The 20,915-nt window shown below is 67.1% G+C and carries 20 protein-coding genes; 18 read left to right on the top strand and 2 right to left on the bottom strand.

What is annotated here, in order from left to right; translation table 11 throughout:
- Positions 1 to 4: 4 nt before the first annotated feature.
- The 4 genes from ABW16_RS06850 to ABW16_RS06835 all read left to right on the top strand — a co-directional run bounded on the left by ABW16_RS06850 (position 5) and on the right by ABW16_RS06835 (position 4,238).
- Positions 5 to 928: a phosphatidylinositol mannoside acyltransferase gene (locus ABW16_RS06850; RefSeq protein WP_233424717.1), complete on the top strand. Its 924-nt coding sequence runs from the start codon at positions 5 to 7 to the stop codon at positions 926 to 928.
- On the top strand, positions 928 to 2,052 hold the full coding sequence (locus ABW16_RS06845) for a glycosyltransferase family 4 protein (protein WP_047318414.1): 1,125 nt from the start codon (positions 928 to 930) through the stop codon (positions 2,050 to 2,052). Before ABW16_RS06850 ends, ABW16_RS06845 begins: the two co-directional genes overlap by 1 nt.
- A complete protein-coding gene (locus tag ABW16_RS06840) occupies positions 2,052 to 3,098 on the top strand; it encodes an NUDIX hydrolase (RefSeq protein WP_047318413.1) in 1,047 nt (348 codons plus the stop codon). The genes ABW16_RS06845 and ABW16_RS06840 overlap by 1 nt, the downstream gene beginning before the upstream one ends.
- 126 nt (positions 3,099 to 3,224) lie before the next feature.
- The gene (locus ABW16_RS06835) at positions 3,225 to 4,238 is read left to right on the top strand and encodes an alcohol dehydrogenase catalytic domain-containing protein (RefSeq protein ID WP_047318412.1); all 1,014 of its coding nucleotides are present in this window, start codon (positions 3,225 to 3,227) and stop codon (positions 4,236 to 4,238) included.
- A gap of 13 nt (positions 4,239 to 4,251) precedes the next feature.
- Here the strand turns inward: ABW16_RS06835 and ABW16_RS06830 are convergent, their stop codons facing one another.
- Complete coding sequence (locus tag ABW16_RS06830) at positions 4,252 to 5,040, bottom strand: Coq4 family protein (RefSeq protein ID WP_047318411.1); 789 nt, start codon at positions 5,038 to 5,040, stop codon at positions 4,252 to 4,254.
- Positions 5,041 to 5,115: 75 nt separating this feature from the next.
- Here ABW16_RS06830 and ABW16_RS06825 point away from each other — a divergent pair, with 75 nt between their 5' ends.
- The 6 genes from ABW16_RS06825 (at position 5,116) to ABW16_RS06800 (ending at position 10,463) form a co-directional block, all read left to right on the top strand.
- Complete coding sequence (locus ABW16_RS06825) at positions 5,116 to 5,781, top strand: TetR/AcrR family transcriptional regulator (RefSeq protein WP_047318410.1); 666 nt, start codon at positions 5,116 to 5,118, stop codon at positions 5,779 to 5,781.
- 69 nt (positions 5,782 to 5,850) lie between these two features.
- On the top strand, positions 5,851 to 6,768 hold the full coding sequence (gene pdxS / locus ABW16_RS06820) for a pyridoxal 5'-phosphate synthase lyase subunit PdxS (protein WP_082133986.1): 918 nt from the start codon (positions 5,851 to 5,853) through the stop codon (positions 6,766 to 6,768).
- A 12-nt stretch (positions 6,769 to 6,780) separates the two neighbouring features.
- On the top strand, positions 6,781 to 7,626 hold the full coding sequence (gene tesB / locus ABW16_RS06815) for an acyl-CoA thioesterase II (protein WP_047318408.1): 846 nt from the start codon (positions 6,781 to 6,783) through the stop codon (positions 7,624 to 7,626).
- Complete coding sequence (pdxT, locus tag ABW16_RS06810; protein ID WP_047318407.1) at positions 7,623 to 8,219, top strand: pyridoxal 5'-phosphate synthase glutaminase subunit PdxT; 597 nt, start codon at positions 7,623 to 7,625, stop codon at positions 8,217 to 8,219. Before tesB ends, pdxT begins: the two co-directional genes overlap by 4 nt.
- 75 nt (positions 8,220 to 8,294) lie before the next feature.
- Positions 8,295 to 9,656, top strand: a complete 1,362-nt coding sequence (locus ABW16_RS06805; RefSeq protein ID WP_047318406.1) for an ABC1 kinase family protein — start codon at positions 8,295 to 8,297, stop codon at positions 9,654 to 9,656.
- Between the two features lie 51 nt (positions 9,657 to 9,707).
- On the top strand, positions 9,708 to 10,463 hold the full coding sequence (locus ABW16_RS06800) for a YebC/PmpR family DNA-binding transcriptional regulator (RefSeq protein WP_047318405.1): 756 nt from the start codon (positions 9,708 to 9,710) through the stop codon (positions 10,461 to 10,463).
- Positions 10,464 to 10,485: 22 nt separating this feature from the next.
- Here the strand turns inward: ABW16_RS06800 and ABW16_RS06795 are convergent, their stop codons facing one another.
- Positions 10,486 to 11,097, bottom strand: coding sequence for a TetR/AcrR family transcriptional regulator (locus ABW16_RS06795; protein ID WP_047318404.1), 612 nt, complete (start codon positions 11,095 to 11,097; stop codon positions 10,486 to 10,488).
- Positions 11,098 to 12,006: 909 nt separating this feature from the next.
- Here ABW16_RS06795 and ABW16_RS06790 point away from each other — a divergent pair.
- From ABW16_RS06790 to eccB, 8 genes are all read left to right on the top strand, one after another.
- Entirely contained in the window at positions 12,007 to 12,315 is a 309-nt protein-coding gene (locus ABW16_RS06790) for a PE family protein (RefSeq protein ID WP_047318403.1), read from the top strand.
- Position 12,316: 1 nt separating this feature from the next.
- Positions 12,317 to 13,903 carry a PPE family protein gene (locus ABW16_RS06785; RefSeq protein WP_047318402.1) on the top strand — a complete coding sequence of 529 codons (1,587 nt, stop codon included), beginning with the start codon at positions 12,317 to 12,319 and terminating at the stop codon, positions 13,901 to 13,903.
- A 140-nt stretch (positions 13,904 to 14,043) separates the two neighbouring features.
- Positions 14,044 to 15,624 carry a PPE domain-containing protein gene (locus ABW16_RS06780; protein WP_047318401.1) on the top strand — a complete coding sequence of 527 codons (1,581 nt, stop codon included), beginning with the start codon at positions 14,044 to 14,046 and terminating at the stop codon, positions 15,622 to 15,624.
- Between the two features lie 45 nt (positions 15,625 to 15,669).
- Positions 15,670 to 15,963, top strand: coding sequence for a hypothetical protein (locus tag ABW16_RS06775; protein WP_047318400.1), 294 nt, complete (start codon positions 15,670 to 15,672; stop codon positions 15,961 to 15,963).
- Positions 15,964 to 15,980: 17 nt separating this feature from the next.
- Positions 15,981 to 16,268 carry a WXG100 family type VII secretion target gene (locus ABW16_RS06770; protein ID WP_047318399.1) on the top strand — a complete coding sequence of 96 codons (288 nt, stop codon included), beginning with the start codon at positions 15,981 to 15,983 and terminating at the stop codon, positions 16,266 to 16,268.
- Positions 16,269 to 16,427: 159 nt separating this feature from the next.
- Positions 16,428 to 17,393, top strand: coding sequence for a TauD/TfdA dioxygenase family protein (locus ABW16_RS06765; protein WP_047318398.1), 966 nt, complete (start codon positions 16,428 to 16,430; stop codon positions 17,391 to 17,393).
- A gap of 54 nt (positions 17,394 to 17,447) precedes the next feature.
- The gene (gene eccA, locus ABW16_RS06760; protein ID WP_047318397.1) at positions 17,448 to 19,289 is read left to right on the top strand and encodes a type VII secretion AAA-ATPase EccA; all 1,842 of its coding nucleotides are present in this window, start codon (positions 17,448 to 17,450) and stop codon (positions 19,287 to 19,289) included.
- Complete coding sequence (eccB, locus tag ABW16_RS06755) at positions 19,286 to 20,890, top strand: type VII secretion protein EccB (protein ID WP_047318396.1); 1,605 nt, start codon at positions 19,286 to 19,288, stop codon at positions 20,888 to 20,890. The genes eccA and eccB overlap by 4 nt, the downstream gene beginning before the upstream one ends.
- Positions 20,891 to 20,915: the final 25 nt, after the last annotated feature.

Below are 20,915 nucleotides of genomic sequence, written 5' to 3'. Positions count from 1 at the left end.
CGGGTTGCGAGTTCCCGGGCTCAGTCAGCTAGACGCCTGGGCCACCGACGCCGGATTCGCCGCGGGCTGGATGTTGGTGCGTGCGATGCCGGAATTCCTCGCCCGCAACGCGTTCGACGCGGGCGCCCTCTTCGCGGCCCGCGGCGGCGGTCCCGAGCAGCTGCGCAAGAACCTGGCCCGGGTGATCGGGACGGCGCCCGACGACGTGCCGTCGGAGCTGATGCGGGCCTCGCTGACGTCCTACGCCCGGTACTGGCGGGAGGCGTTCCGGCTGCCGACCATGGACCATGCGGCGCTGGCGGTGCAGCTGCACGAGTCGGTGCGTGGCCGTGACAACGTGACAGCGGCGCTGGCGGCCGGTCGCGGGGCCGTGCTGGCACTGCCGCACAGTGGCAACTGGGATATGGCCGGGGTGTGGCTGGCCCAGACCCACGGCGGATTCACCACCGTCGCCGAGCGTCTCAAACCCGAGTCGCTGTATCGGCGGTTCCTCGCCTTCCGGGAGAGCCTGGGCTTCGAGGTGCTGCCGCTGTCCGGTGGACCCCGGCCGCCGTTCGAGATCCTCGCCGAGCGACTCTGTGACAACGGCCTGGTGTGTCTGATGGCCGACCGCGACCTGACGCGCAGCGGCGTACCGGTCGACTTCTTCGGTGAGTCCACCCGGATGCCGGCCGGGCCGGCCAAACTCGCTCTTGCGACCGGTGCGGCGCTGTTGCCGGCGCACTGCTGGTTCGAGGGCGCCGGGTGGGCGGTGCGGATCGGGCCGCCGCTGGACTGCTCCAGCGGCGATGTCGGCGTCATCACCCAGGCGCTGGCCGACACCTTCGCCGAGGGCATCGCGGCGTACCCGCAGGACTGGCACATGATGCAGCCGCAGTGGATGGCAGATCTTCCCGAATCGCGACGGGCGCGCTTGGGGGAGACCTGATGCGCATCGGCATGGTCTGCCCCTACTCGTTCGATGTACCGGGCGGGGTGCAGGCCCATGTGCTGCAGCTGGCGGAGGTGCTGCGCGCCCGCGGACATGAGGTCAGCGTGCTGGCGCCGGCATCGCCGGACGTCGCACTTCCCGACTACGTGGTGTCGGCCGGTAAGTCCGTCGCGATCCCGTACAACGGCTCGGTGGCCCGACTACAGTTCAGCCCGGCCGCGCATCGCAAGGTCAAGAAATGGTTGGCCAAAGGCGATTTCGACGTATTGCACCTGCACGAGCCCAACGCCCCGAGCCTGTCGATGATGGCGCTGAACATAGCCGAGGGGCCCATCGTGGCCACCTTTCACACCTCGACGACAAAATCGTTGACGCTGAGCGTGGTGCAGGGCCTACTGCGGCCGATGCACGAAAAGATCATCGGCCGCATCGCGGTCTCGGATTTGGCTCGGCGCTGGCAGATGGAGGCCCTGGGGTCTGACGCGGTGGAGATCCCCAACGGGGTCGACGTGGCGGCGTTCGCCACGGCGCAGCCCCTGCCGGGTTATCCGCGAGCGGGGCGGACGGTGCTGTTTCTCGGCCGCTACGACGAGCCGCGCAAGGGAATGGCGGTGCTGCTGGGAGCACTTCCGGCGCTGGTCGAGAAGTTCCCCGATGTCCAGGTGCTGATAGTCGGCCGCGGCGACGAAGACGAATTACGCCGTAACGCAGGGAAACTGGCAAGCCATCTGCGCTTCTTGGGGCAGGTCGACGACGCCGAGAAGGCGTCGGCGCTGCGCAGCGCCGACGTGTACTGCGCGCCCAACACCGGCGGCGAGAGCTTCGGCATCGTGTTGGCCGAGGCGATGGCCGCCGGCACCGCGGTGGTCGCCAGTGACTTGGACGCCTTCCGCCGGGTGCTCAACGACGGGGCGGCCGGCCAGCTGGTGCCGGTCGACGACTCCGCGGCACTGGCCGCCGCCCTGATCGAGGTACTCGACGACGACACGCTGCGGGCGTCGTATGTGGCGGCCGGCACCGAGGCGGTGCGCCGCTTCGACTGGCCGGTGGTGGCCGATCAGATCATCCGGGTCTACGAGACGGTCGCCGGGGTCGGCAGCAAGGTGACGGTGGGCGACTGATGGGGCTGACCATCGTGGCGACCGTATTGGTGCTGGTCGGGGTGGCGGTGCTGGCCGCCGCGGTGGCCTGGGCATACCAGACCGCCAGCCGGCTCAACCGGCTGCACGTGCGCTGCGACCTGTCGTGGCAGGCGCTGGACGGGGCGCTGGCTCGTCGCGCGGTGGTCGCCCGGGCCGTCGCGATCGATGCCTACGGGGATGCGGTGGCCGGCCGCCGACTGGCTGCCCTGGCCGATGTTGCCGAGCGGGCACCGCGCGACGCGCGGGAGGCCGCCGAGAATGCGCTGTCGGCCGAGCTGGCGATGGTCGATGCCGAGTCGCTGCCGCATGTGATGGTTGCCGAGTTGGCCGACGCCGAAGCTCGGGTTCTGTTGGCACGCCGGTTCCACAACGACGCGGTCCGCGACACCGTGGCACTGCGGGAACGTCCGCTGGTCAGAGCCCTGCACTTGGGTGGAACAGCGCCGATGCCAACGTATTTCGAGATCGTCGAGCGGGCGGGAATGGTTGCCCACGGTGGTCGCGGCGTGCTGGACCCGCGCGTCTCGGCGCGGGTGGTGCTGCTCGACGAAGCCGGATCGGTGCTGCTGCTGTGCGGTCACGATCCGGCGCTGCCGGATGATGCGGCAAGCCCCGCGCCACGTTGGTGGTTCACCGTCGGCGGGCAGGTGTTGCCTGACGAGCCGCTCGCCGACGCGGCGGCCCGCGAACTGGCCGAGGAGACCGGTCTGCAGGTCGACCCGGCCGAGCTGATCGGACCGATCTGGCGCCGCGACGCGGTGTTCGAGTTCAACGGTGAGCGCATTGACAGCCAGGAGTTCTTCTTCGTCTACCGCACGGCGCGGTTCGAGCCGTCTGGGGTCGGCCGGACCGGGCTGGAGCATCGCTACCTGCACGGTCACCGCTGGTGCGGTGCCGCAGAGATCGCGGCGCTGGCGGCCGGCGGTCAGAAGGTCTACCCGCTGCAACTGGGCGATCGCCTGGCCGAGGCCGCTCAGTCGGCCGACGGCGCAGACCGGCAACCGGTGCTGCGCCGCATTTCCTGACCGCGGGTCGGCCACCGCGAGCGGGTGGGAGGGTGCCCCCGCACCAGCGCCACCGTGTCCGAATACGGGGCTTTTGTGTCTGCTCGCGCCGTGGATGGGCGTCCGGTCGCGGCATAGGATCCGGCCATGGCCTCTCACCGCGTTGTCCAGGTAGCGTCCGCGGGCGCACCGCTGACTCTGGTCGATGTCGACACCTCCCAGCCGGGCCCCGGCCAGGTCCGTATCGCTGTCGTCGCCTGCGGTGTCTGCGGCACCGACCACGCCTTCGTCAACGGTGACTTCCCCGGAATCACGTGGCCGCTGACGCTCGGGCACGAGATTGCCGGCACGATCGCCGAACTGGGGTCCGGCGTGACCGACTGGCAGGTCGGCGAGCGGGTTGCGGTCGGCTGGTTCGGAGGGCACTGCAACCACTGCATCCCTTGCCGCAAAGGCGATTTCATCCACTGCGCCAATGGCCAGGTGCCCAGCTGGCACTACCCGGGCGGCTACGCCGAATCGGTGACGGTTCCGGCCAACGCACTGGCCCGAATACCCGATGAGTTGTCCTTCGTCGACGCCGCACCCATGGGCTGCGCCGGAGTCACCACCTACCACGCGCTGCGATCGACCCGGGCGCGGCCGGGGGACCGGGTCGCGGTGCTCGGCCTGGGTGGATTGGGGCACCTGGGCGTGCAGTTCGCCCGGGCGATGGGCTTCGAGACGATCTCGATCGCGCGTGGAGCCGCCAAGGAAGCCGACGCCCTCGCGCTCGGCGCCCATCACTACATCGACTCGACCGCCGGGGACGTCGCGCAGGCGATGGCGGCACTCGGGGGTGTGTCGGTGGTGCTGGCCACGGCGGCCAATTCACGAGCGATGGCTGACACCCTCGGCGGTCTGGCGCCGCGGGGGGAACTCGTCATCATCGGGGTCACTCCCGAACCGCTACCGATCGCGCCCGTGCAGCTGATCACCCCGGGGCTCAGCGTCACCGGCCACCCGTCGGGCACCGCTCGCGATATCGAGGAGACCATGCGCTTCGCGGTGTTGTCCGGGGTGCGGGCCCGCATCGAAGAACGGCCGCTGGCCCAGGCCGCCGAGGCCTACGCCGCCATGGCGGAGGGGCGGGCGCGCTACCGCATGGTTCTGACGGTCTGACCGACGGCCGGGTTCAGGCGGCGGGCAGCGTCGCGTCGTAGTCCCAGCGGGTGGGGGGTTTCATGCCCGGCGGCATCCAGCCGATGAACATGTGACCGGCCGGGTGGGCGCGCCGCGTCGGCATGACGCCCAACGCCTCCCGAACCTCGTTGATCGGCTGGTCCAGCAGCTCCTCGTAGGGGGCCGCCATCAAGTTGTCGGCGCGCTGGCCGCGCCGGACCGCTTCGCGGAAGTAACGGATCTTGCGCCCCGGCGAAGCGGGGATAAGGGGTCCGAGCAGCCCCAGGGTCAGCGTTTTCAGGGCACCGGAGGGTTCCATCTGGCCGCAGTGGAACCCGAGATTGCCGAACTCTCCGCCCATGTCCGGGCCGTAACCGCCCAAGGTGTGGAACATGTCGTGCAGGGCGGTGCCGCGCCGCATCATGTAGAAGAAATCGTCGTCCCAGCCGCGGCGCTCAGCGATCGGCCGGATCACGGTGTCCACGTCGAACACGCCGGCATCCAACCGGTTGGTGCGCAGGAACGACCGGTAGGCGTGGCCGAGCGAGCCTTCCGGCAGTGAGGCCAGGTAGTCGTCATCACCGAGCAGCGCCAACAGATCCGGCTTCTCGGCGAGCAGCCGCCGGCCATTGGGATGTGCCCGCAATTGGTGATAGCTACGGGCCAGGATCGGAGCCGCCAGGCCGACGATCAGTTCGAAGGCGGATCCGCCGTTCTTGCCGGGATTGGCCAGCAGACGCCAGGAGCCGAACACGGCCCGCCAGTCGCGTTGCTCGGGAACACCGGTGATCGTTGCAGCCATGCCGAATCCCCTCATCGGAAATGCGCCGGAATGCACTGGGGCTAATAATAGACATATGGGTGAGAATGTCCATATATGCGGGGCGGGGCCGGGATGACGGGCCGGCGGCGGGGTCGACCGCCCGGTGGTGGAAATGCGCCCGAGCACGCCCGAGAACTGCTCTTGGACGCCGCAGAGCGGTCCTTCGCCCGACGTGGCTACCGAGCCTCGACGATGCAGGCCATCGCACGGGAAGCGGGTTACACCCGCGCGGTGATCTACCGCCACTTCGCCACCCGTGACGAGCTGCTGGACGCTTTGGTGGTGCGGGTGGCCGGACGCAAGATCGCCGAGATCACCGCCCGGCTGCAGGCGGCGACAGATCCCGCCACGCTGGTGACGGAGTCGCTGGTCATCGTGGCCACCGAAGTTGGCCATGACCCACTGCTCCGGGTCATTTCCGAGCACACCGACGAGGGCAACGTCGCCGCCCTGATCGCCCGGTCGGCAACGCTGGGCGAGTTGCTGGCCGGACTCTACGAGATGGGATTCCGGCAGGCCGGCCCGCAACTGCGGGCCGGCCTGCATTCGGGCGACGCGGCCCGGTTCGTGCTTTCGACCGCACTCGGATTGCTGCTGGGCCTTATCCCCGGCGTCCATGACGCCGACCAGGTCCGCCGCTATGTGCGGGTGTTCGTATTGCCCGCGCTGCTCGCCGATCCGCCGCCGGCGGGGCCGGTGTTCACCGCGCAGCGGTACTGAGCGGGAAAACGGCTGCCGTCGGCCCACTACACTGAGCGGGTATTACAGGCCAGCAAGGAGAAGCATTCAGTGGACAGCGCGGCGCAGAACGGTTCGGCACCCGACGGACAAACGGGTACTGCGCGAGTAAAGCGCGGCATGGCCGAGATGCTCAAGGGCGGCGTCATCATGGACGTCGTCACCCCGGATCAGGCCCGCATCGCCGAGGCCGCCGGCGCTGTCGCGGTGATGGCATTGGAGCGGGTGCCCGCCGACATCCGTGCCCAGGGCGGGGTTTCGCGGATGAGCGACCCGGACATGATCGAGGGCATCATCGCCGCAGTCACCATCCCGGTGATGGCCAAAGTGCGGATCGGGCACTTCGTCGAGGCGCAGATCCTGCAGAGCCTCGGCGTGGACTACATCGACGAGTCGGAGGTGCTCACCCCCGCCGACTACACCCACCACATCGACAAGTGGCAGTTCACCGTGCCGTTCGTGTGCGGGGCGACCAACCTGGGTGAGGCGCTGCGCCGGATCACCGAAGGTGCGGCCATGATTCGTTCCAAGGGCGAGGCCGGCACCGGCGACGTGTCCAACGCCACTACGCACATGCGGTCGATCGGTGGCGAGATTCGCCGGCTCTCATCGCTGTCGCAAGACGAATTGTTCGTCGCCGCAAAGGAACTGCAGGCGCCCTACGAGCTGGTGGCGGAGGTGGCCCGGGCCGGCAAGCTGCCGGTGACGCTGTTCACCGCCGGCGGCATCGCCACCCCCGCGGATGCGGCGATGATGATGCAGCTGGGCGCCGAGGGCGTGTTCGTCGGCTCCGGCATCTTCAAGTCCGGCGACCCGGCGGCGCGCGCCGCGGCCATCGTCAAGGCCACCACCTTCTACGACGACCCCGACGTGCTGGCCAAGGTGTCGCGCGGGCTGGGCGAGGCGATGGTCGGCATCAATGTGGAGGACATCGCGCAACCGCACCGGCTTGCCGAACGCGGCTGGTAGAAGTTTCATAGCGTGGCGATCGAAGAGATCCTCGACCTGGAGCAACTCGAGGTCAACATCTACCGCGGCAGCGTGTTCAGCCCGCTCTCCGCGGACAACCAGCGCACCTTCGGCGGGCACGTCGCCGGTCAAGCACTGGTGTCGGCGGTGCGCACCGTGGACCCGCGTTATCGGGTCCACTCGCTGCACGGATATTTTCTGCGTCCCGGAGATGCCAAGGCGCCCACGGTGTTCCTGGTGGAGCGGGTCCGCGACGGCGGTTCGTTCTGCACTCGGCGGGTCAACGCCATCCAGCACGGCGAAACCATCTTCAACATGTCGGCGTCCTTCCAGACGGAGCAACAGGGCATCGAGCACCAAGATGTGATGCCCGACGCACCCGACCCGAGGGATCTGCCCGACATCGGTGCGATGAAGGCCTTCGACGACGAAGGCTTCAAGGCGTTCGCCGAGTGGGATCTGCGTAAGGTGCCCCGCGAGCAGCTGCCGCACATACCCGGCAAGGTCGCCGAGCAGCAGGTCTGGTTTCGCCACCGCGACCCGCTGCCCGACGACCCGGTACTGCACATCTGCGCCCTGGCCTACATGAGTGACCTGACCCTGCTCGGCACCTCCTGGGCGATCCACCCGGGCGAGCGCGACCACCTGCAGGTGGCGTCGCTGGATCACGCGATGTGGTTCATGCGCCCGTTCCGTGCTGACGAATGGCTGCTGTATGACCAGTCGTCGCCGTCGGCGGGAGCCGGTCGGTCGTTGACTCAGGGCAAGATCTACAACCGATCCGGGGACATGGTGGCCGCCGTCATGCAGGAGGGGCTGACCAGATACCCGTCCGGATACCAGCCGACCGGCCAGTGAGCGGCCCGCACATCGGCGTGCTCGCACTGCAGGGCGACGTCCGGGAACACCTCGCCGCCCTGAGCGCGGTGGGTGCCGATCCGGTGCCGGTACGCCGCCGCGGCGAACTGGACGCGGTCGACGCGCTGCTGATTCCCGGCGGCGAGTCGACCACCATCAGTCATCTGTTGCGCGAGCTGGAGCTGGTGGACCCGCTGCGGGCCCGGCTGGCCGACGGGATGCCGGCCTACGGGTCCTGCGCGGGAATGATCCTGCTGGCCAGCGAGATCATCGATGCCGGTGCGCCGGGGCGCGCTGCCATTCCGTTGTCAGGGATCGAGATGGCCGTGCGGCGCAACGCTTTCGGCCGCCAGGTCGATTCTTTCGAGGGTGACGTTGCCTTCGACGGTTTGGAGGAGCCAGTGCACGCGGTGTTCATCCGGGCCCCCTGGGTGGAGCGGATCGGCCCCGGTGTTGCGGTGCTCGCCGAGGCCGCCGGGCATCCGGTTGCGGTGCGGCAAGGTCGCGTATTGGCCACCTCGTTTCACCCGGAGGTGACCGGCGACCGGCGTATTCACCGGCTCTTCGTCGACATTGTCACCGGCCAGGCCTGACCGTCGCACCCGCAGTCGGCCGCCATGGGGCGACCGGGAATACCGTTGCCGGGACCGGCCAGGCATGATGTGCGCATGGCAGATCTCGCGCGGGGCGGATTTCGCCGCGCAGTAAAACTGGCGAGCCTCCCGGCCGGGGTAGCAGGTCGCGCGGCGCTCGGTGTGGGCAAACGGATGACCGGCAAGACCAAAGACGAGGTCAACGCCGAACTCCTGGAGAAGGCCGCCGACGAGATGTTCAAGGTGCTCGGCGAGCTCAAGGGTGGCGCCATGAAGGTCGGCCAGGCGCTGTCGGTGATGGAGGCCGCGATTCCTCCGCAGTTCGCCGAGCCATTCCGCGAGGCATTGGTCAAGTTGCAGAGCGAGGCTCCACCGCTGCCGGCCGCCAAGGTGCATCGGGTGCTCGACGCGCAGCTCGGGACCAAATGGCGCGAGCGGTTCGCGTCCTTCGACGACACCCCCGCCGCCTCGGCGAGTATCGGGCAGGTGCACAGGGCGGTCTGGAAAGACGGCCGTGACGTCGCCGTGAAGATCCAATATCCCGGTGCAGACGAGGCGCTGCGCGCCGACCTCAAACTGATTCAGCGGTTCAACTGGGTCGCCAAGCAAGTCGTTCCCGGCGCGGACGTGGACCGGCTGGTCTCGGAGATCAACGACACCCTGGAAGCCGAACTCGAATACCGTCAGGAGGCCGACAACCAGCGGGCCTTCGCCAAGGCCTTCGCCGGGGACCCGAAGTTCTTCGTGCCGGCGGTGATCGCCAGCGCGCCGAAAGTGATCGTGTCGGAGTGGATCGAAGGCCGGCGCCTGTCGGAGATAATCCGTAGTGGCACCAAGGAGGAGCGGGACTCCGCGTGCGCGCTGCTGCTGGAGTTCACCCTGAGCTCACCGGCGCGGGTCGGGCTGGTGCATGCCGACCCGCACCCCGGCAACTTCATGGTGCTGCCCGACGGCCGGCTGGGCGTGATTGACTTCGGCGCGGTGGCCGAACATCAGGGCGGCATCCCCCCGGGATTCGCCGAACTGCTGTGCTGGGCGCGTGACGAGCAGTGGGACGAGGCGATCCGGCTGCTCAAGCAACTCGGGTTCATGCCGGCCGACTATGACCTGACCGCCGAGCAGCTGGTGGAGTACATCCAGCCGCTGTGGCCCTACATCGACCCGCTGCGCTCGGGGGAGTTCCATTTCACCCGCAAGTGGTTCCAGAAATCCGCGCTCGTCACCACCGACCCGATGGCGGAAGGCTTCGCCGACCGATTCAAGATGGCTCGCCGGTTGACCATTCCGGCCGGTTACGTCATGTTGCTGCGCACCCTGGGAGGCTTACTGGGGGTCGCGGTGCAGCTCGACGCGCACGTCGACTACGCCGCCCTGATCGAGCGATGGGCGCCCGGGTTCTTCCCGCCCGGTCAGCCCCCGGCGCGCGACCAGGACTGACACGTAGACTCGTCGCGCAAAGTTTTGACGCAACAGTGAGGTAGGCAATCGATGAGTGGCCATTCCAAGTGGGCTACCACGAAGCACAAGAAGGCTGTCATTGATGCTCGTCGTGGCAAGAATTTTGCGCGGTTGATCAAGAATATCGAGGTTGCGGCGCGGGTTGGTGGTGGGGATCCGTCGGGGAATCCGACGTTGTATGACGCCATTCAGAAGGCGAAGAAGAGTTCGGTGCCCAATGACAATATTGAGCGGGCGCGGAAGCGTGGTGCGGGTGAGGAAGCTGGTGGGGCGGATTATCAGACCATCACCTATGAGGGGTATGGGCCCAATGGGGTGGCGGTGTTGATTGAGTGCCTGACCGACAATCGCAATCGTGCTGCCAGTGAGGTGCGGGTGGCGATGACGCGTAATGGCGGTCAGATGGCTGATCCTGGCTCGGTCGCCTATTTGTTCAGCCGTAAGGGCACGGTGACCCTGGAGAAGAACGCGTTGACCGAGGATGACGTGTTGGCGGCGGTGTTGGATGCCGGTGCTGAGGATGTGAACGATTTGGGGGAGAGCTTCGAGGTGATTTCGGAGCCGGGGGATCTGGTGGCGGTGCGCAGTGCGCTGGTGGAGGCCGGGATCGACTACGACTCCGCCGAGGCCAGTTTCCAGCCGTCGGTCAGCGTCCCGGTCGATGTCGAGGGGGCCCGCAAGGTGTTCAAGTTGGTCGAGGCCCTTGAGGACAGTGACGACGTGCAGAACGTGTGGACCAACGTCGATTTGTCCGACGAAGTGCTCGCCGCCCTCGAAACCGAATAAGCGATCCCGGGGCACGCCGGTTTTAGCTCACCGGGAATGCAATCCGGTACACGTCTTTGGGGCTGGCTTTCAGCATTCGCGCGATCTCACCGTTGAGGCTTTGCCGTAGGTCGGCTGGCGATAGGTCTTCGATCCCCGCTGCCGAGCGCAGGAACGGCTCGAACAACTGCCAACCCAGCTGGAGCGCTATGACATTGGCGGCGGCAAGACGACCGGTGAGTTCCTCGTCATAGCTGTGTCGGACGTGCTTCACCAGATTTGCTGCGATGGGGAATCGCTCCTGGAGCTGCCCGACCGGGAAACCGTCGAGGATGGCGCGGGCCAGCACTCGCCACTGCAGCTCGGCCTTAGCCGCGATCACCTCCGCCGACGCGCCGGCCTGCGCCGCTGCAGAAACCTCGTCGGCCAGATGATTCAGAACCGCCTTGACCAGCTGATCTTTCGTTCCCAGGTACCGGAACACCAGGCCATGGTTGACCCCCGACCGAGTGCCGATGTCGCGAATCGACGTGGCCGCCGGCCCACGTTCGGCGAACAGGTCGGCCGCATGGATCAGCACCGCGGCAACGGCTTCTTCGCGGGCCGCCGAGGCGTTCTCGTCGACTCGGGCACCTGTTGCATTCTTGTCAGCCACATAGCTACGCTAGCCGCACTACATCGGTGTAGTCGCTTGACTAGCGAGCGCGCGTCGCGGCGAGCCGCGGCGGGCTCGCCATTGATCCGCCAATTCATGGAGGTCCTGATGGCCGCTCCGAGGCGGGCCGCCGGCCGAGTCCTGCCGGACGGCCAGGAATCGCGGGATCGTCAGCTGAACCGCCAGGGGCGATGTCGCCGCTGCTTCGGGTGACGTCACGGGGCGGGTACACGTTGACCGCAAGCGGGCACCCATACCAATATCGCCGTGTCCGGCACCCCGCGCCCTGACTGCGCTGCCAATTCTCCGGGCCTTTCGCGGCCCTTACTTTCGACGCCCATCTTCGCGGTCTGCCCGACGGGTCTGATAGCGAAGGCGGCCGGATCTTCTTGCTCGCCGCTGAGATCGGCGGCGCCGCGCAGCTCCTTGGCGGGCACCCTCATGCCGTCGAGGGCATCACACTGTCCGCGAACCTGACATGCTGATCGACATGCGACAGATAGTCGCGTGACGGCGCTAAAACGCTGCGGGACAGCATAATTCGTCACATCTTTCTTCCCGATGTTCATCCGCCGGTTCGACTAAGGCTGCCCTGACATGGGGATCGGCACGAAGAGCGCCGCGCTCATCGCGGCCGATCGCCAAGTGCCGGTGGGCCTTTCGGAGACTGCTGATTCAAACTCGACGCAAGTTGCTTCCAGGGATTAACATAACCGTGTTGGATAATGAAAAGACTTCTACAGCAACATAATTCGTTAGTCTGACGCAGTTGATGTATGTCGGGTGTCTGGCGCCGACAGGTAGGCCGCCTCGCGTCGGTGGTCGACACGTATTCGGCGCTGGTGGTCGTATGAGTACCCACGAGGCAGTTGCCAAGGATTTGTCACCCAGTTCGGAAGGAGATTGGTCATGCCGCTACATGTCGTCCCCGAAGGACTGGCCGCCGCCTGCGCACGGGTAGAGGCGCTCACCGCGAGGCTCGCCGCAGCGCATGCCGGTGCGGTGCCCGTGATCACCGCGGTGGTACCCCCGGCCGCTGACCCGGTATCGCTGCAGAGCGCGGCCACGTTGAGCACCTTCGGTGGGCGGCATGCTGCGGTCGCGGCCCAGGGCACAGCGGAGCTCGGGCTTTCCGGTCTCGGCGTCGGCGAGGCGGGCGTCAACTACGCCGTCGGTGACGCCGCAGCGGCGTCTGTCTATCCGAACTGGGGCGGTTGACATGACCGCGCCCGCTTTCATGGCGTTGCCGCCGGAGGTGCACTCCGCATTGCTGAGCAGTGGGCCGGGCCCGGGTCCGGTGCTGGCGGCGGCCGGGACATGGAATGCGCTCAGCGCCGAATACGCCTCGGTGGCCGCGGAACTCAGCGACGTGCTGACAGCGGTACAAGCCGGTGCCTGGCAAGGCCCCAGCGCGGAATCGTACGAGGCTGCCAATGCGCCCTACCTGGCGTGGCTGGCGCAGGCCAGCGCCGACAGTGCCACGGTGGCCGCCCAGCATGAGACCGTGGCCGCCGCCTACACCGCCGCCTTGGCGGCGATGCCGACACTGGCGGAATTGACCACCAATCACACGGTTCACGGAGTATTGCTGGCGACGAACTTCTTCGGGGTCAACACCGTCCCGATCGCGCTCAACGAGGCCGACTACGCGCGGATGTGGGTTCAGGCCGCCACCACGATGAGCACCTACCAGGCGGTCGCGGGTTCCGCTGCGGCCTCAACGCCGGAGACCCCTGCGGCACCGGCGATCCTCAAGTCGGCGGCGTCGGCGGAGACCTCGGATCCGGCGGACCCATGGGGCCCCGCCCATACCTGGACCGATCCCTTCCTGGAAGGTATCGCGCAGGTGCTGCGGTACGTGGGGGTCAACTGGGAGCCTGGGACCGGCACTATCAACGGGCTGCCTTACTCCACCTTCACCAACCCACTGACCGGCTTGTATTGGGTTAAGAACACCGTGACCCTCATCCAAGAGGTCGACTACGTCATTGCGAACGTGGGGGCTCACCCGGAAGTCGCCCTGCTCCTGCTCAACCCGGCGACCCTCTCGTCGTTCCTGATCGCGCACCCGCTGGTAGCCATCGAACTGGGTGCCGCAATATCCTCTAGCCTCACCGCTCCCTTGGGGAGTCTGAGCGCGTTCGCGGCACTGGCAGCTCTGCCATGGCTGTCCGACGTACCCATTCTGGTCGACGCGGTTCCCGACGCCGTCGCGGCGCCCGTCCCGTCGGTCACGACGGTCTCCAACCTGCACGTGGTGAGCGTTGCCGGGTCGGTGCCCGCTACGGGATCCCCCGCGGCCGGGCTCCCGGCGAGCGCTTCCGCCGGCGCAGGGGCGCCGGCACCGGCGCCTGCGGCAGTCGGGGGAGCGGGAGCCGCGTTGCCCTACTTGATCGGCTTCGGTGGCGGTCCTGGGATTGGCTTCGATTCGAGCAACAAGACCGGAAGCGGCACCGGCGCACGAGCCAAAAGCCCGGCATCAGACTCCGCGGCAGAGGAATCCGCCGCACGCCGGCAGGCACGGAGGCGCCGCCGCCGGCGAACGCAGTTGCACGACCACGGCGACCAGTTCGCCGACATGAACGTGGACCCCGAATGGGCGTCGCCGGACGACAGCCCGAATGCCTCGCACGGCAGCGCAGGACAGCTCGGGTTCGGAGGCAGCGTTGTCAAACACGATGTGCGAGAAGCGGGTTTGACCACCCTCGCCGGTGATTCGTTCAGTGGTCTTCCGACTGAACCGTTGATGCCGAGCACCTGGACCGGTCAGTCGGGCGAAGGGGTGGATCACCGACCCGACCACTGATCGTCGGTGAACGCAAGGCAATCGATGTCGAAATGGAGATGGACCGTGAGTTTGTTGGATGCGCCTGTTCCGCGGTTGGTGGCGGAATCGGCGTTTGGGGCCAAGGGCCGCGCTGAGCTAGCCGAACCGGGGTGGCCAGCATGACCGCGCCGGCGTGGATGGCGTTGCCGCCGGAGGTCCATTCAACATTGTTGAGCAGTGGGCCGGGCCCGGGCTCGGTGCTGGCGGCGGCCGGGACCTGGAACACACTGAGCGCCGAGTACTCCGCGGTGGCCGCGGAACTCAGCGAGGTGCTGACAGCGGTACAAGCCGGTGCCTGGCAAGGACCGAGCGCGGAATCCTACGTGGCCGCCAACGCGCCCTACCTGGCGTGGCTGACGCAGGCCGGCGCCGACAGTGCCACGGCGGCCGCCCAGCATGAGACCGTGGCGGCCGCCTACGTCACCGCGTTGGCGGCGATGCCGACGATGGCTGAACTGGCTGCCAATCACGCCGTTCACGGGGTGCTGCTGGCGACGAACTTCTTCGGGGTCAACACCGTCCCGATTGCACTCAACGAGGCTGACTACGCACGGATGTGGGTCCAGGCCGCTACCACGATGAGCACCTACCAGGCGGTCGCGGGCTTGGCTGCCGCGTCAATCCCGCCGACCCCGGCAGCGCCGGCAGTCCTGAAGTCCGAGGCTTCGGCGGGGCCCGCGGATTCGTCGGACCCGTGGGGCCCTGCCCACACCTGGAATGACCCATTCTTGGAAAGCGTCGCGGATGTGGTGCGTTCGGTCTTCGGACTCAGCTGGGATCCGGTGACGGGCACCATCGACGGGCTGCCCTATAGCAGCTACACCAACCCGTTGTCGCTGGCTTGGTGGCTCAAGAACACGTTGACCCAGATCCAGGAGATCGACTACATCGTCGCCAATCTTTCGACGAAGCCGGAAGTGGGCCTGCTGCTCCTGAACCCGGTGACCCTCGCGCCGTGGTTGCTCGCGCATCCGCTGACCCTCATCGAGGTGAGTGTCGCGGTCTCCTCCAGCCTCGCCGCGCCGTTGGCCAGCATGAGCGCCTTTGCGGCACTGGCAGCGCTGCCACGGCCGTTCGACCTGCCCATGGTGATCGACGCGGTTCCCGAAGCCGTCGCGGCGCCTACCGCACCGGCCACGACCGCGTCGAACCTGCACGCGGTGAGTGTGGCCGGGTCAGTGCCGGCCACCGGATCTCCCGCAGCCGGCCCGCCGGCCAGCGTGCCCGGCGGTGCGTCACCTCCGGCGCCGCCTGCGCCTGCCACCGCCCCGGGATTCGCCTTTCCGTACATGATCGGATTCGGCGGCGGCCCAGACGCCGGCTTCGATTCGAGCAACAAGACCGGAAGCGGCACCGGCTCACAGGCGAAGAGCCCGGCAGCGGCATCTGCCTCGGAGGAATCGGCCGCGCGACGGGCGTCACGGACGCGGCGCCGGCGGCGGACGCAGATTCGCGAGCACGGCGAGCAGTACGCCGACATGAACGTCGACGTGGACGCCCAATGGGGCGGCCCGATCGCCTCGCAGGGCAGCGCGGGCGGGCTCGGGTTCGGAGGAAACGTCGTCAAACACGGTGTGCGAGAAGCGGGATTGGCCACCCTGGCCGGCGACTCGTTCAATGGCGTTCCGAGTGAGCCGCTGCTGCCGGCCAGCTGGACCGGCCAGTCGACCGAAGGAGTGGATCACAACGCAGAGAGCTGATCGTCGGTGAACACAAGGCAATCGATCTGGATAGGGAGATAAGCGATGAGTTTGTTGGATGCGGATATTCCGCAGTTGGTGGCGTCGGAGTCGGCGTTTGGTGCCAAGGCGGCGTTGATGCGGTCGACGATGGCGCAGGCGGAGCAGGCGGCGTTGTCGGCGCAGGCGTTTCATGTGGGTGAGGCGGCTGCGGCGTTTCAGGGGTCGCATGCGCGGTTTGTGGCGTTGGCGGCGCGGGTGAATGCGTTGCTGGATGTGGCGCAGGTCAATTTGGCGGATGCCGGTTCGACGTATGTGGCTGCCGACGCGGCCGCGGCGAGCACCTACACCGGATTCTGACGAGAAGGGATGATCTGATGTCACAGATTCTGTACAACTACCCGGCGATGCTGGCGCATGCCGCGGAGATGAATGGCTATGCGGGCACGTTGCAGGCGGTGGGTGCCGATATCGCCAGTGAGCAGGCGGCGTTGTCGGCGGCGTGGCAGGGCGATACCGGTCTGACGTATCAGGCGTGGCAGGCGCAGTGGAATCAGGCGATGGAGGAGTTGGTGCGGGCCTATCACGCGATGGCCACCACACACGAGACCAACACCCTGGGGATGCTCGCCCGCGACACCGCCGAAGCCGCCAAGTGGGGCTGACGTAGGGCCGGGCGCGTCGAAGACGCCCGCCACCGAACATTCATCTGACCGAAAAGAACTTTGCCGCAACAAACTCGGCAGGCTGGCGTGCTGGATTCCACATCCGCACGTCGGCTTCAACCTCTCAAAAACTAGCTAGACCAATAAAGGAGAAGTCTCATGTCCAGCCAATCGCTGTCCGCCCGTTCCGACTTGGATGTGGTGAAACTCGGTGAATACATCGGCGCCCGAGTCGACGGAGTCCAGCTGGGCGGTGACTTGGACAACGAGACCGTCACCGCGATCAACGACGCGTTGGTCACCCACAAGGTCATCTTCTTCCGCGGGCAGCATCATTTGGACGATGTCAGCCAGTTCGAGTTCGCTCAGCTCCTGGGTACCCCGACGGCCCCGCACCCGCTGCTGAAGGGCGAGGGCGCCATTCTTCCGATCGACTCGTTCGGCGGCACCAGCGCGAACAGCTGGCACACCGACGTCACGTTCGTGGATCGGGTTCCCAAGGCGTCGCTGTTGCGGGCCGTGGAGCTGCCGTCCTACGGCGGAACCACCCTCTGGGCGAACACCGTCACCGCCTACGAGCAGCTGCCCGACCCGCTGGCTCGGCTGGCGGAAGAGCTTTGGGCGGTGCACAGCAACGCCTTCGACTACACGCAGCTCGACTTGACGGACTCCAAGCAGCTCGAGAAGTACGCCGATCTGCTGCAGTCGGAGGAGTTCCAGGCATACGTCCAGACATTCAACTCCACCACGTACGAGACGCAGCATCCCGTGGTGCGCGTGCACCCAGAGAGTGGGGAACGCTCCTTGCTTCTGGGCAACTTCGTGCAACGCATCGCCGACGTCAAGCACTCCGAGTCACGCCTGCTCTTCCAGCTCTTCCAGGAGCGGATCACTCGGCCGGAGAACACCATCCGGTGGAACTGGCAGCTGGGCGACCTGGCGATCTGGGACAACCGGGCCACCCAGCACTACGGAGTCGCCGACTTCGGGCAGGAGCACCGGCGGCTGCACCGAATCACCCTTGCCGGCGACATTCCGGTCAGCGTCCACGGTGAACACAGCCGCGTCATCCAAGGCGACGCTTCGGCGTACTCCGTCATCGGGGAGCCTCGAGCGGTGGCGTAAGCCGCCACCAAATCGTTTCGGGCCGTACAGCTTTGAGTGGAAAGTGATTCGAGGATGAGTAATCGAGACGTGGGTGTGCTGGAGGCACGCACCCTCACATCCAGGGTGGATGGCGACATCGTCAGCCGGTTCGCCACCTGCAGTCGGGCGCTGGGCATCGCGGTCCATGGTCGGAAACGGCCCGCCGACCTGGCCGCGGCCCGTACCGGCTTCGCCGCGCTGACCCGTATCGCACACGAACAATGCGATGCGTGGATCGGCCTGGCGGCCGCTGGTGACACGTCGCCACGAGTGATCGAGGAAGTCTGGCGAACCGTGCCGACGGTGGGTGCCCTGCAGCGGCAGCTCGACCTGAAGCCGGGTGCGCTCGGCTTCCATTACGACTCGGGTCTCTACCTGCAGTTCCGTGCCACCGAACCCGATGACTTTCGGCTGGCATACGCCAGCGCGCTGGTTGCGGCCGGCCGATATGGCGAAGCGAATCGGATCGTCATCGAAATCGCCGAGCGCAGGCCTGGCTTCCGCGACGCGCGCTGGATCGCCACGGTGATCCACTATCGCGCCGAGCGGTGGTCGGATGTCGTGAAGCTGCTGACTCCGATCGTCAACGACCCCGAGCTGGACGAGTTGTTCGCCCACGCCGCCAAGATCGCCCTGGGAACTGCGCTGGCGCGGCTGGGCATGTATGCCCCGGCGTTGTCCTACCTGGAGGAGCCCGAGGGCCCCATCGCGGCGGCCGCCACCGACGGGGCGCTGGCCAAGGGGCTGATCCTGCGGGCTCAGGACGATGAGGAGACCGCGGCCGAGGTCTTGCAGGATCTCTATGCCGCCAACCCGGAGAACGAGCAGGTTCAACAGGCCTTGTTGGACCACAGCTTCGGGATCATCACCACCACCGCGGATCGGATCGCCGCGCGCACCGACCCCTGGGACCGCGGCACCGAGCCGACCGAAGCCGACTTCATCGATCCCGGTGCGCATGAGCGCAAGGCCGAACTGCTGGCCGAGGCCGAACGTGAGCTCGGCGAATTCATCGGCCTCGACGAGGTCAAGGATCAGGTGCAGCGGCTGAAAAGCTCGGTGGCGATGGCTATCCGGCGTGAGCAGCACGGTCTGGCGGTAGCCCAGCGCGCCCACCATCTGGTGTTCGCCGGTCCGCCCGGGACCGGTAAGACCACCATTGCCCGCGTGGTGGCCAAGATCTACTGCGGCCTGGGGCTGCTGAAGAAGGAAAACGTGCGCGAGGTGCACCGTGCCGACCTGATCGGCCAGCACATCGGAGAGACCGAGGCCAAGACCAACGCGGTCATCGACAGTGCGCTGGACGGGGTGCTGTTCCTCGATGAGGCCTACGCGTTGGTGGCCACCGGCGCCAAGAACGACTTCGGACTGATCGCCATCGACACGCTGCTGGCACGGATGGAGAACGACCGTGACCGGCTGGTGGTGATCATCGCCGGGTACCGCGCCGACCTGGACCGGTTCCTGGACACCAACGAAGGTCTGCGGTCGCGCTTTACCCGCAGCATCGACTTCCCGTCCTACACAGCGGCCGAGTTGGTCGAGATCGCCACGGTGATGGCGGAGCACCGGGACAGTGTCTTCGAACCGAGTGCGCGAGAAGACCTGCAGGCGCTGTTCGGTCAGCTGGCCGAGGCGTCGCATCCCGACGCCAACGGCATCGCCCGGCGCAGCCTGGACATCGCGGGCAACGGCCGGTTCGTGCGAAACCTCGTCGAACGCTCCGAGGAGGAGCGCGAATTCCGGCTTGACCATTCCGAACAAGCCGGCACCGAGGCATTCACCGATGAGGAGCTCATGACCATTACTGCCGAAGATGTTCGTAACTCGGTGGCGCCGTTGCTGCGTGGCCTGGGCCTGGAGGCCAAGGTATGAGCGCACAGCCGGACCGGTCCGATTTCGCAGAGGACGGGCGGCGCTCGTTCGCGTCGCGCACCCCGGTCAACGAGAACCCGGATCGGGTCGAGTACCGGCGCGGGTTCGTCACCAAGCATCAGGTCAGCGGTTGGCGGTTCGTGATGCGGCGCATCGCCGCGGGCCTTGCCCTGCACGACACCCGGATGTTGGTGGAGCCGCTGCGATCCCAGTCCCGTGCGGTGCTGATGGGGGTGGTGCTGCTGGCCACCGGGCTGGCCGGCAGCTTTGCCCTGTCTCTGATCCGCCCAGGAGGATCAGCCGGCAACGACCCGGTGCTGGCGGACCGTTCCACCTCGGCGCTGTATGTGCGGGTCGGAGACCAGCTGCACCCGGTGCTGAACCTGACCTCCGCGCGGCTGGTTGCGGGCCGCGCGGTGAACCCCACAGCAGTGAGAGCTGCTGTGTTGGACAACTTCCCGCGAGGCAACCTCCTGGGCATTCCGGGTGCACCGGAACGGTTGGTGCAAAGCGCTGATACCGACGCGAACTGGACGGTGTGCGACGCGGTGTCCGGCAGCGCCTCGGGCGTGACGTTGATCGCCGGGCGATTGGACACAGACGGAAGTCGCGCTGACGCCTTAGGTGCGCAGGATGCGGTGCTGGTCGATAATGGTTCCGGCGCATGGCTGTTGTGGGACGGCAAGCGCAGCCGAGTCGACCTCGGCGACCGGGCCGTCACTGCCGCGCTGGGCTTGGACACGGCTGCGTCGAAGCCGCGGCCGATCGCTCCCGGACTGTTCAACGTGATTCCGGAGGCGCCGGCATTGGTGGCGCCGGTGATCCCCGGTGCGGGGACCCCGCTGCCGTTCGCATTGCCGGTGCCGGTACCCGTCGGCTCGGTGGTCGTCGCGCATGAGATCGACGGCAGTTCCGACAGCGCGTTGCGCTATTACGCGGTGTTGGAGGATGGGTTGCAGCCGATTTCGGGTGTGGTTGCGGCGGTGTTGCGTAATACGGATTCGCAGGGTTTGGAGCGGCCGCCGGTGTTGGGTGCGGATGATGTTGCGCGGTTGCCGGTTTCGCGGCAGTTGGATGTGTCGCGTTTTCCTGAGCAGCCGGTGAAGGTGGTGGATGCGGTGTCGGCGCCGGTGACGTGCGCGCATTGGAGTAAGCCTGCGGGGGCGAGTACGAGTTCGTTGACGTTGTTGTCGGGTTCGACGTTGCCGTTGCGTGAGGGTGTGCGGACCTTGGATCTGGTGGGTGCTGGTGTGGGCGGGACCGCCGCCCGGGTCGCCTTGACGCCGGGCAGTGGCTACGTCGCGCAAAGCGTGGGACAAAGCCCAGCATCGTCGCCGGCTGGGTCGTTGTTCTGGATTTCGGACACCGGTGTGCGCTACGGAATCAGTAGCGAGAGTGGTGGTGACACGGTTTCTGCTTTGGGTTTGAGTGAGCCGGCTGTGCCGATTCCGTGGTCGGTGTTGTCGCAGTTTGCTGTTGGTCCTGCGTTGTCGCGTTCGGATGCGTTGTTGGCGCATGACGGGTTGGCGCCGGATGCGCGTCCGGGTCGTCGTGCCACCGCTGAGTTGGGTGGGGTTTCTAGTGTTGGAGAGTCGCGATGAGTCGTTTGATTTTTGAGGCCCGTCG

Source organism: Mycolicibacter heraklionensis (assembly GCF_001021505.1).
Lineage (GTDB): Bacteria > Actinomycetota > Actinomycetes > Mycobacteriales > Mycobacteriaceae > Mycobacterium > Mycobacterium heraklionense.
The sequence above is the reverse complement of the archived record's forward strand: the minus strand, read 5'-3'. Positions and strand labels throughout refer to the sequence as shown.

Excerpts from the sequence above, each read along its gene's own strand:
- ABW16_RS06845 (WP_047318414.1), top strand. The coding sequence starts at position 928 with ATGCGCATCGGCATGGTCTGCCCCTACTCGTTCGATGTACCGGGCGGG.
- ABW16_RS06840 (WP_047318413.1), top strand. The coding sequence starts at position 2,052 with ATGGGGCTGACCATCGTGGCGACCGTATTGGTGCTGGTCGGGGTGGCG.
- ABW16_RS06835 (WP_047318412.1), top strand. The coding sequence starts at position 3,225 with ATGGCCTCTCACCGCGTTGTCCAGGTAGCGTCCGCGGGCGCACCGCTG.
- ABW16_RS06830 (WP_047318411.1), bottom strand. The coding sequence starts at position 5,040 with ATGGCTGCAACGATCACCGGTGTTCCCGAGCAACGCGACTGGCGGGCC.
- ABW16_RS06825 (WP_047318410.1), top strand. The coding sequence starts at position 5,116 with ATGCGGGGCGGGGCCGGGATGACGGGCCGGCGGCGGGGTCGACCGCCC.
- ABW16_RS06805 (WP_047318406.1), top strand. The coding sequence starts at position 8,295 with ATGGCAGATCTCGCGCGGGGCGGATTTCGCCGCGCAGTAAAACTGGCG.
- ABW16_RS06800 (WP_047318405.1), top strand. The coding sequence starts at position 9,708 with ATGAGTGGCCATTCCAAGTGGGCTACCACGAAGCACAAGAAGGCTGTC.
- ABW16_RS06790 (WP_047318403.1), top strand. The coding sequence starts at position 12,007 with ATGCCGCTACATGTCGTCCCCGAAGGACTGGCCGCCGCCTGCGCACGG.
- ABW16_RS06785 (WP_047318402.1), top strand. The coding sequence starts at position 12,317 with ATGACCGCGCCCGCTTTCATGGCGTTGCCGCCGGAGGTGCACTCCGCA.
- ABW16_RS06780 (WP_047318401.1), top strand. The coding sequence starts at position 14,044 with ATGACCGCGCCGGCGTGGATGGCGTTGCCGCCGGAGGTCCATTCAACA.
- ABW16_RS06775 (WP_047318400.1), top strand. The coding sequence starts at position 15,670 with ATGAGTTTGTTGGATGCGGATATTCCGCAGTTGGTGGCGTCGGAGTCG.
- ABW16_RS06770 (WP_047318399.1), top strand. The coding sequence starts at position 15,981 with ATGTCACAGATTCTGTACAACTACCCGGCGATGCTGGCGCATGCCGCG.
- ABW16_RS06765 (WP_047318398.1), top strand. The coding sequence starts at position 16,428 with ATGTCCAGCCAATCGCTGTCCGCCCGTTCCGACTTGGATGTGGTGAAA.
- eccA (WP_047318397.1), top strand. The coding sequence starts at position 17,448 with ATGAGTAATCGAGACGTGGGTGTGCTGGAGGCACGCACCCTCACATCC.
- eccB (WP_047318396.1), top strand. The coding sequence starts at position 19,286 with ATGAGCGCACAGCCGGACCGGTCCGATTTCGCAGAGGACGGGCGGCGC.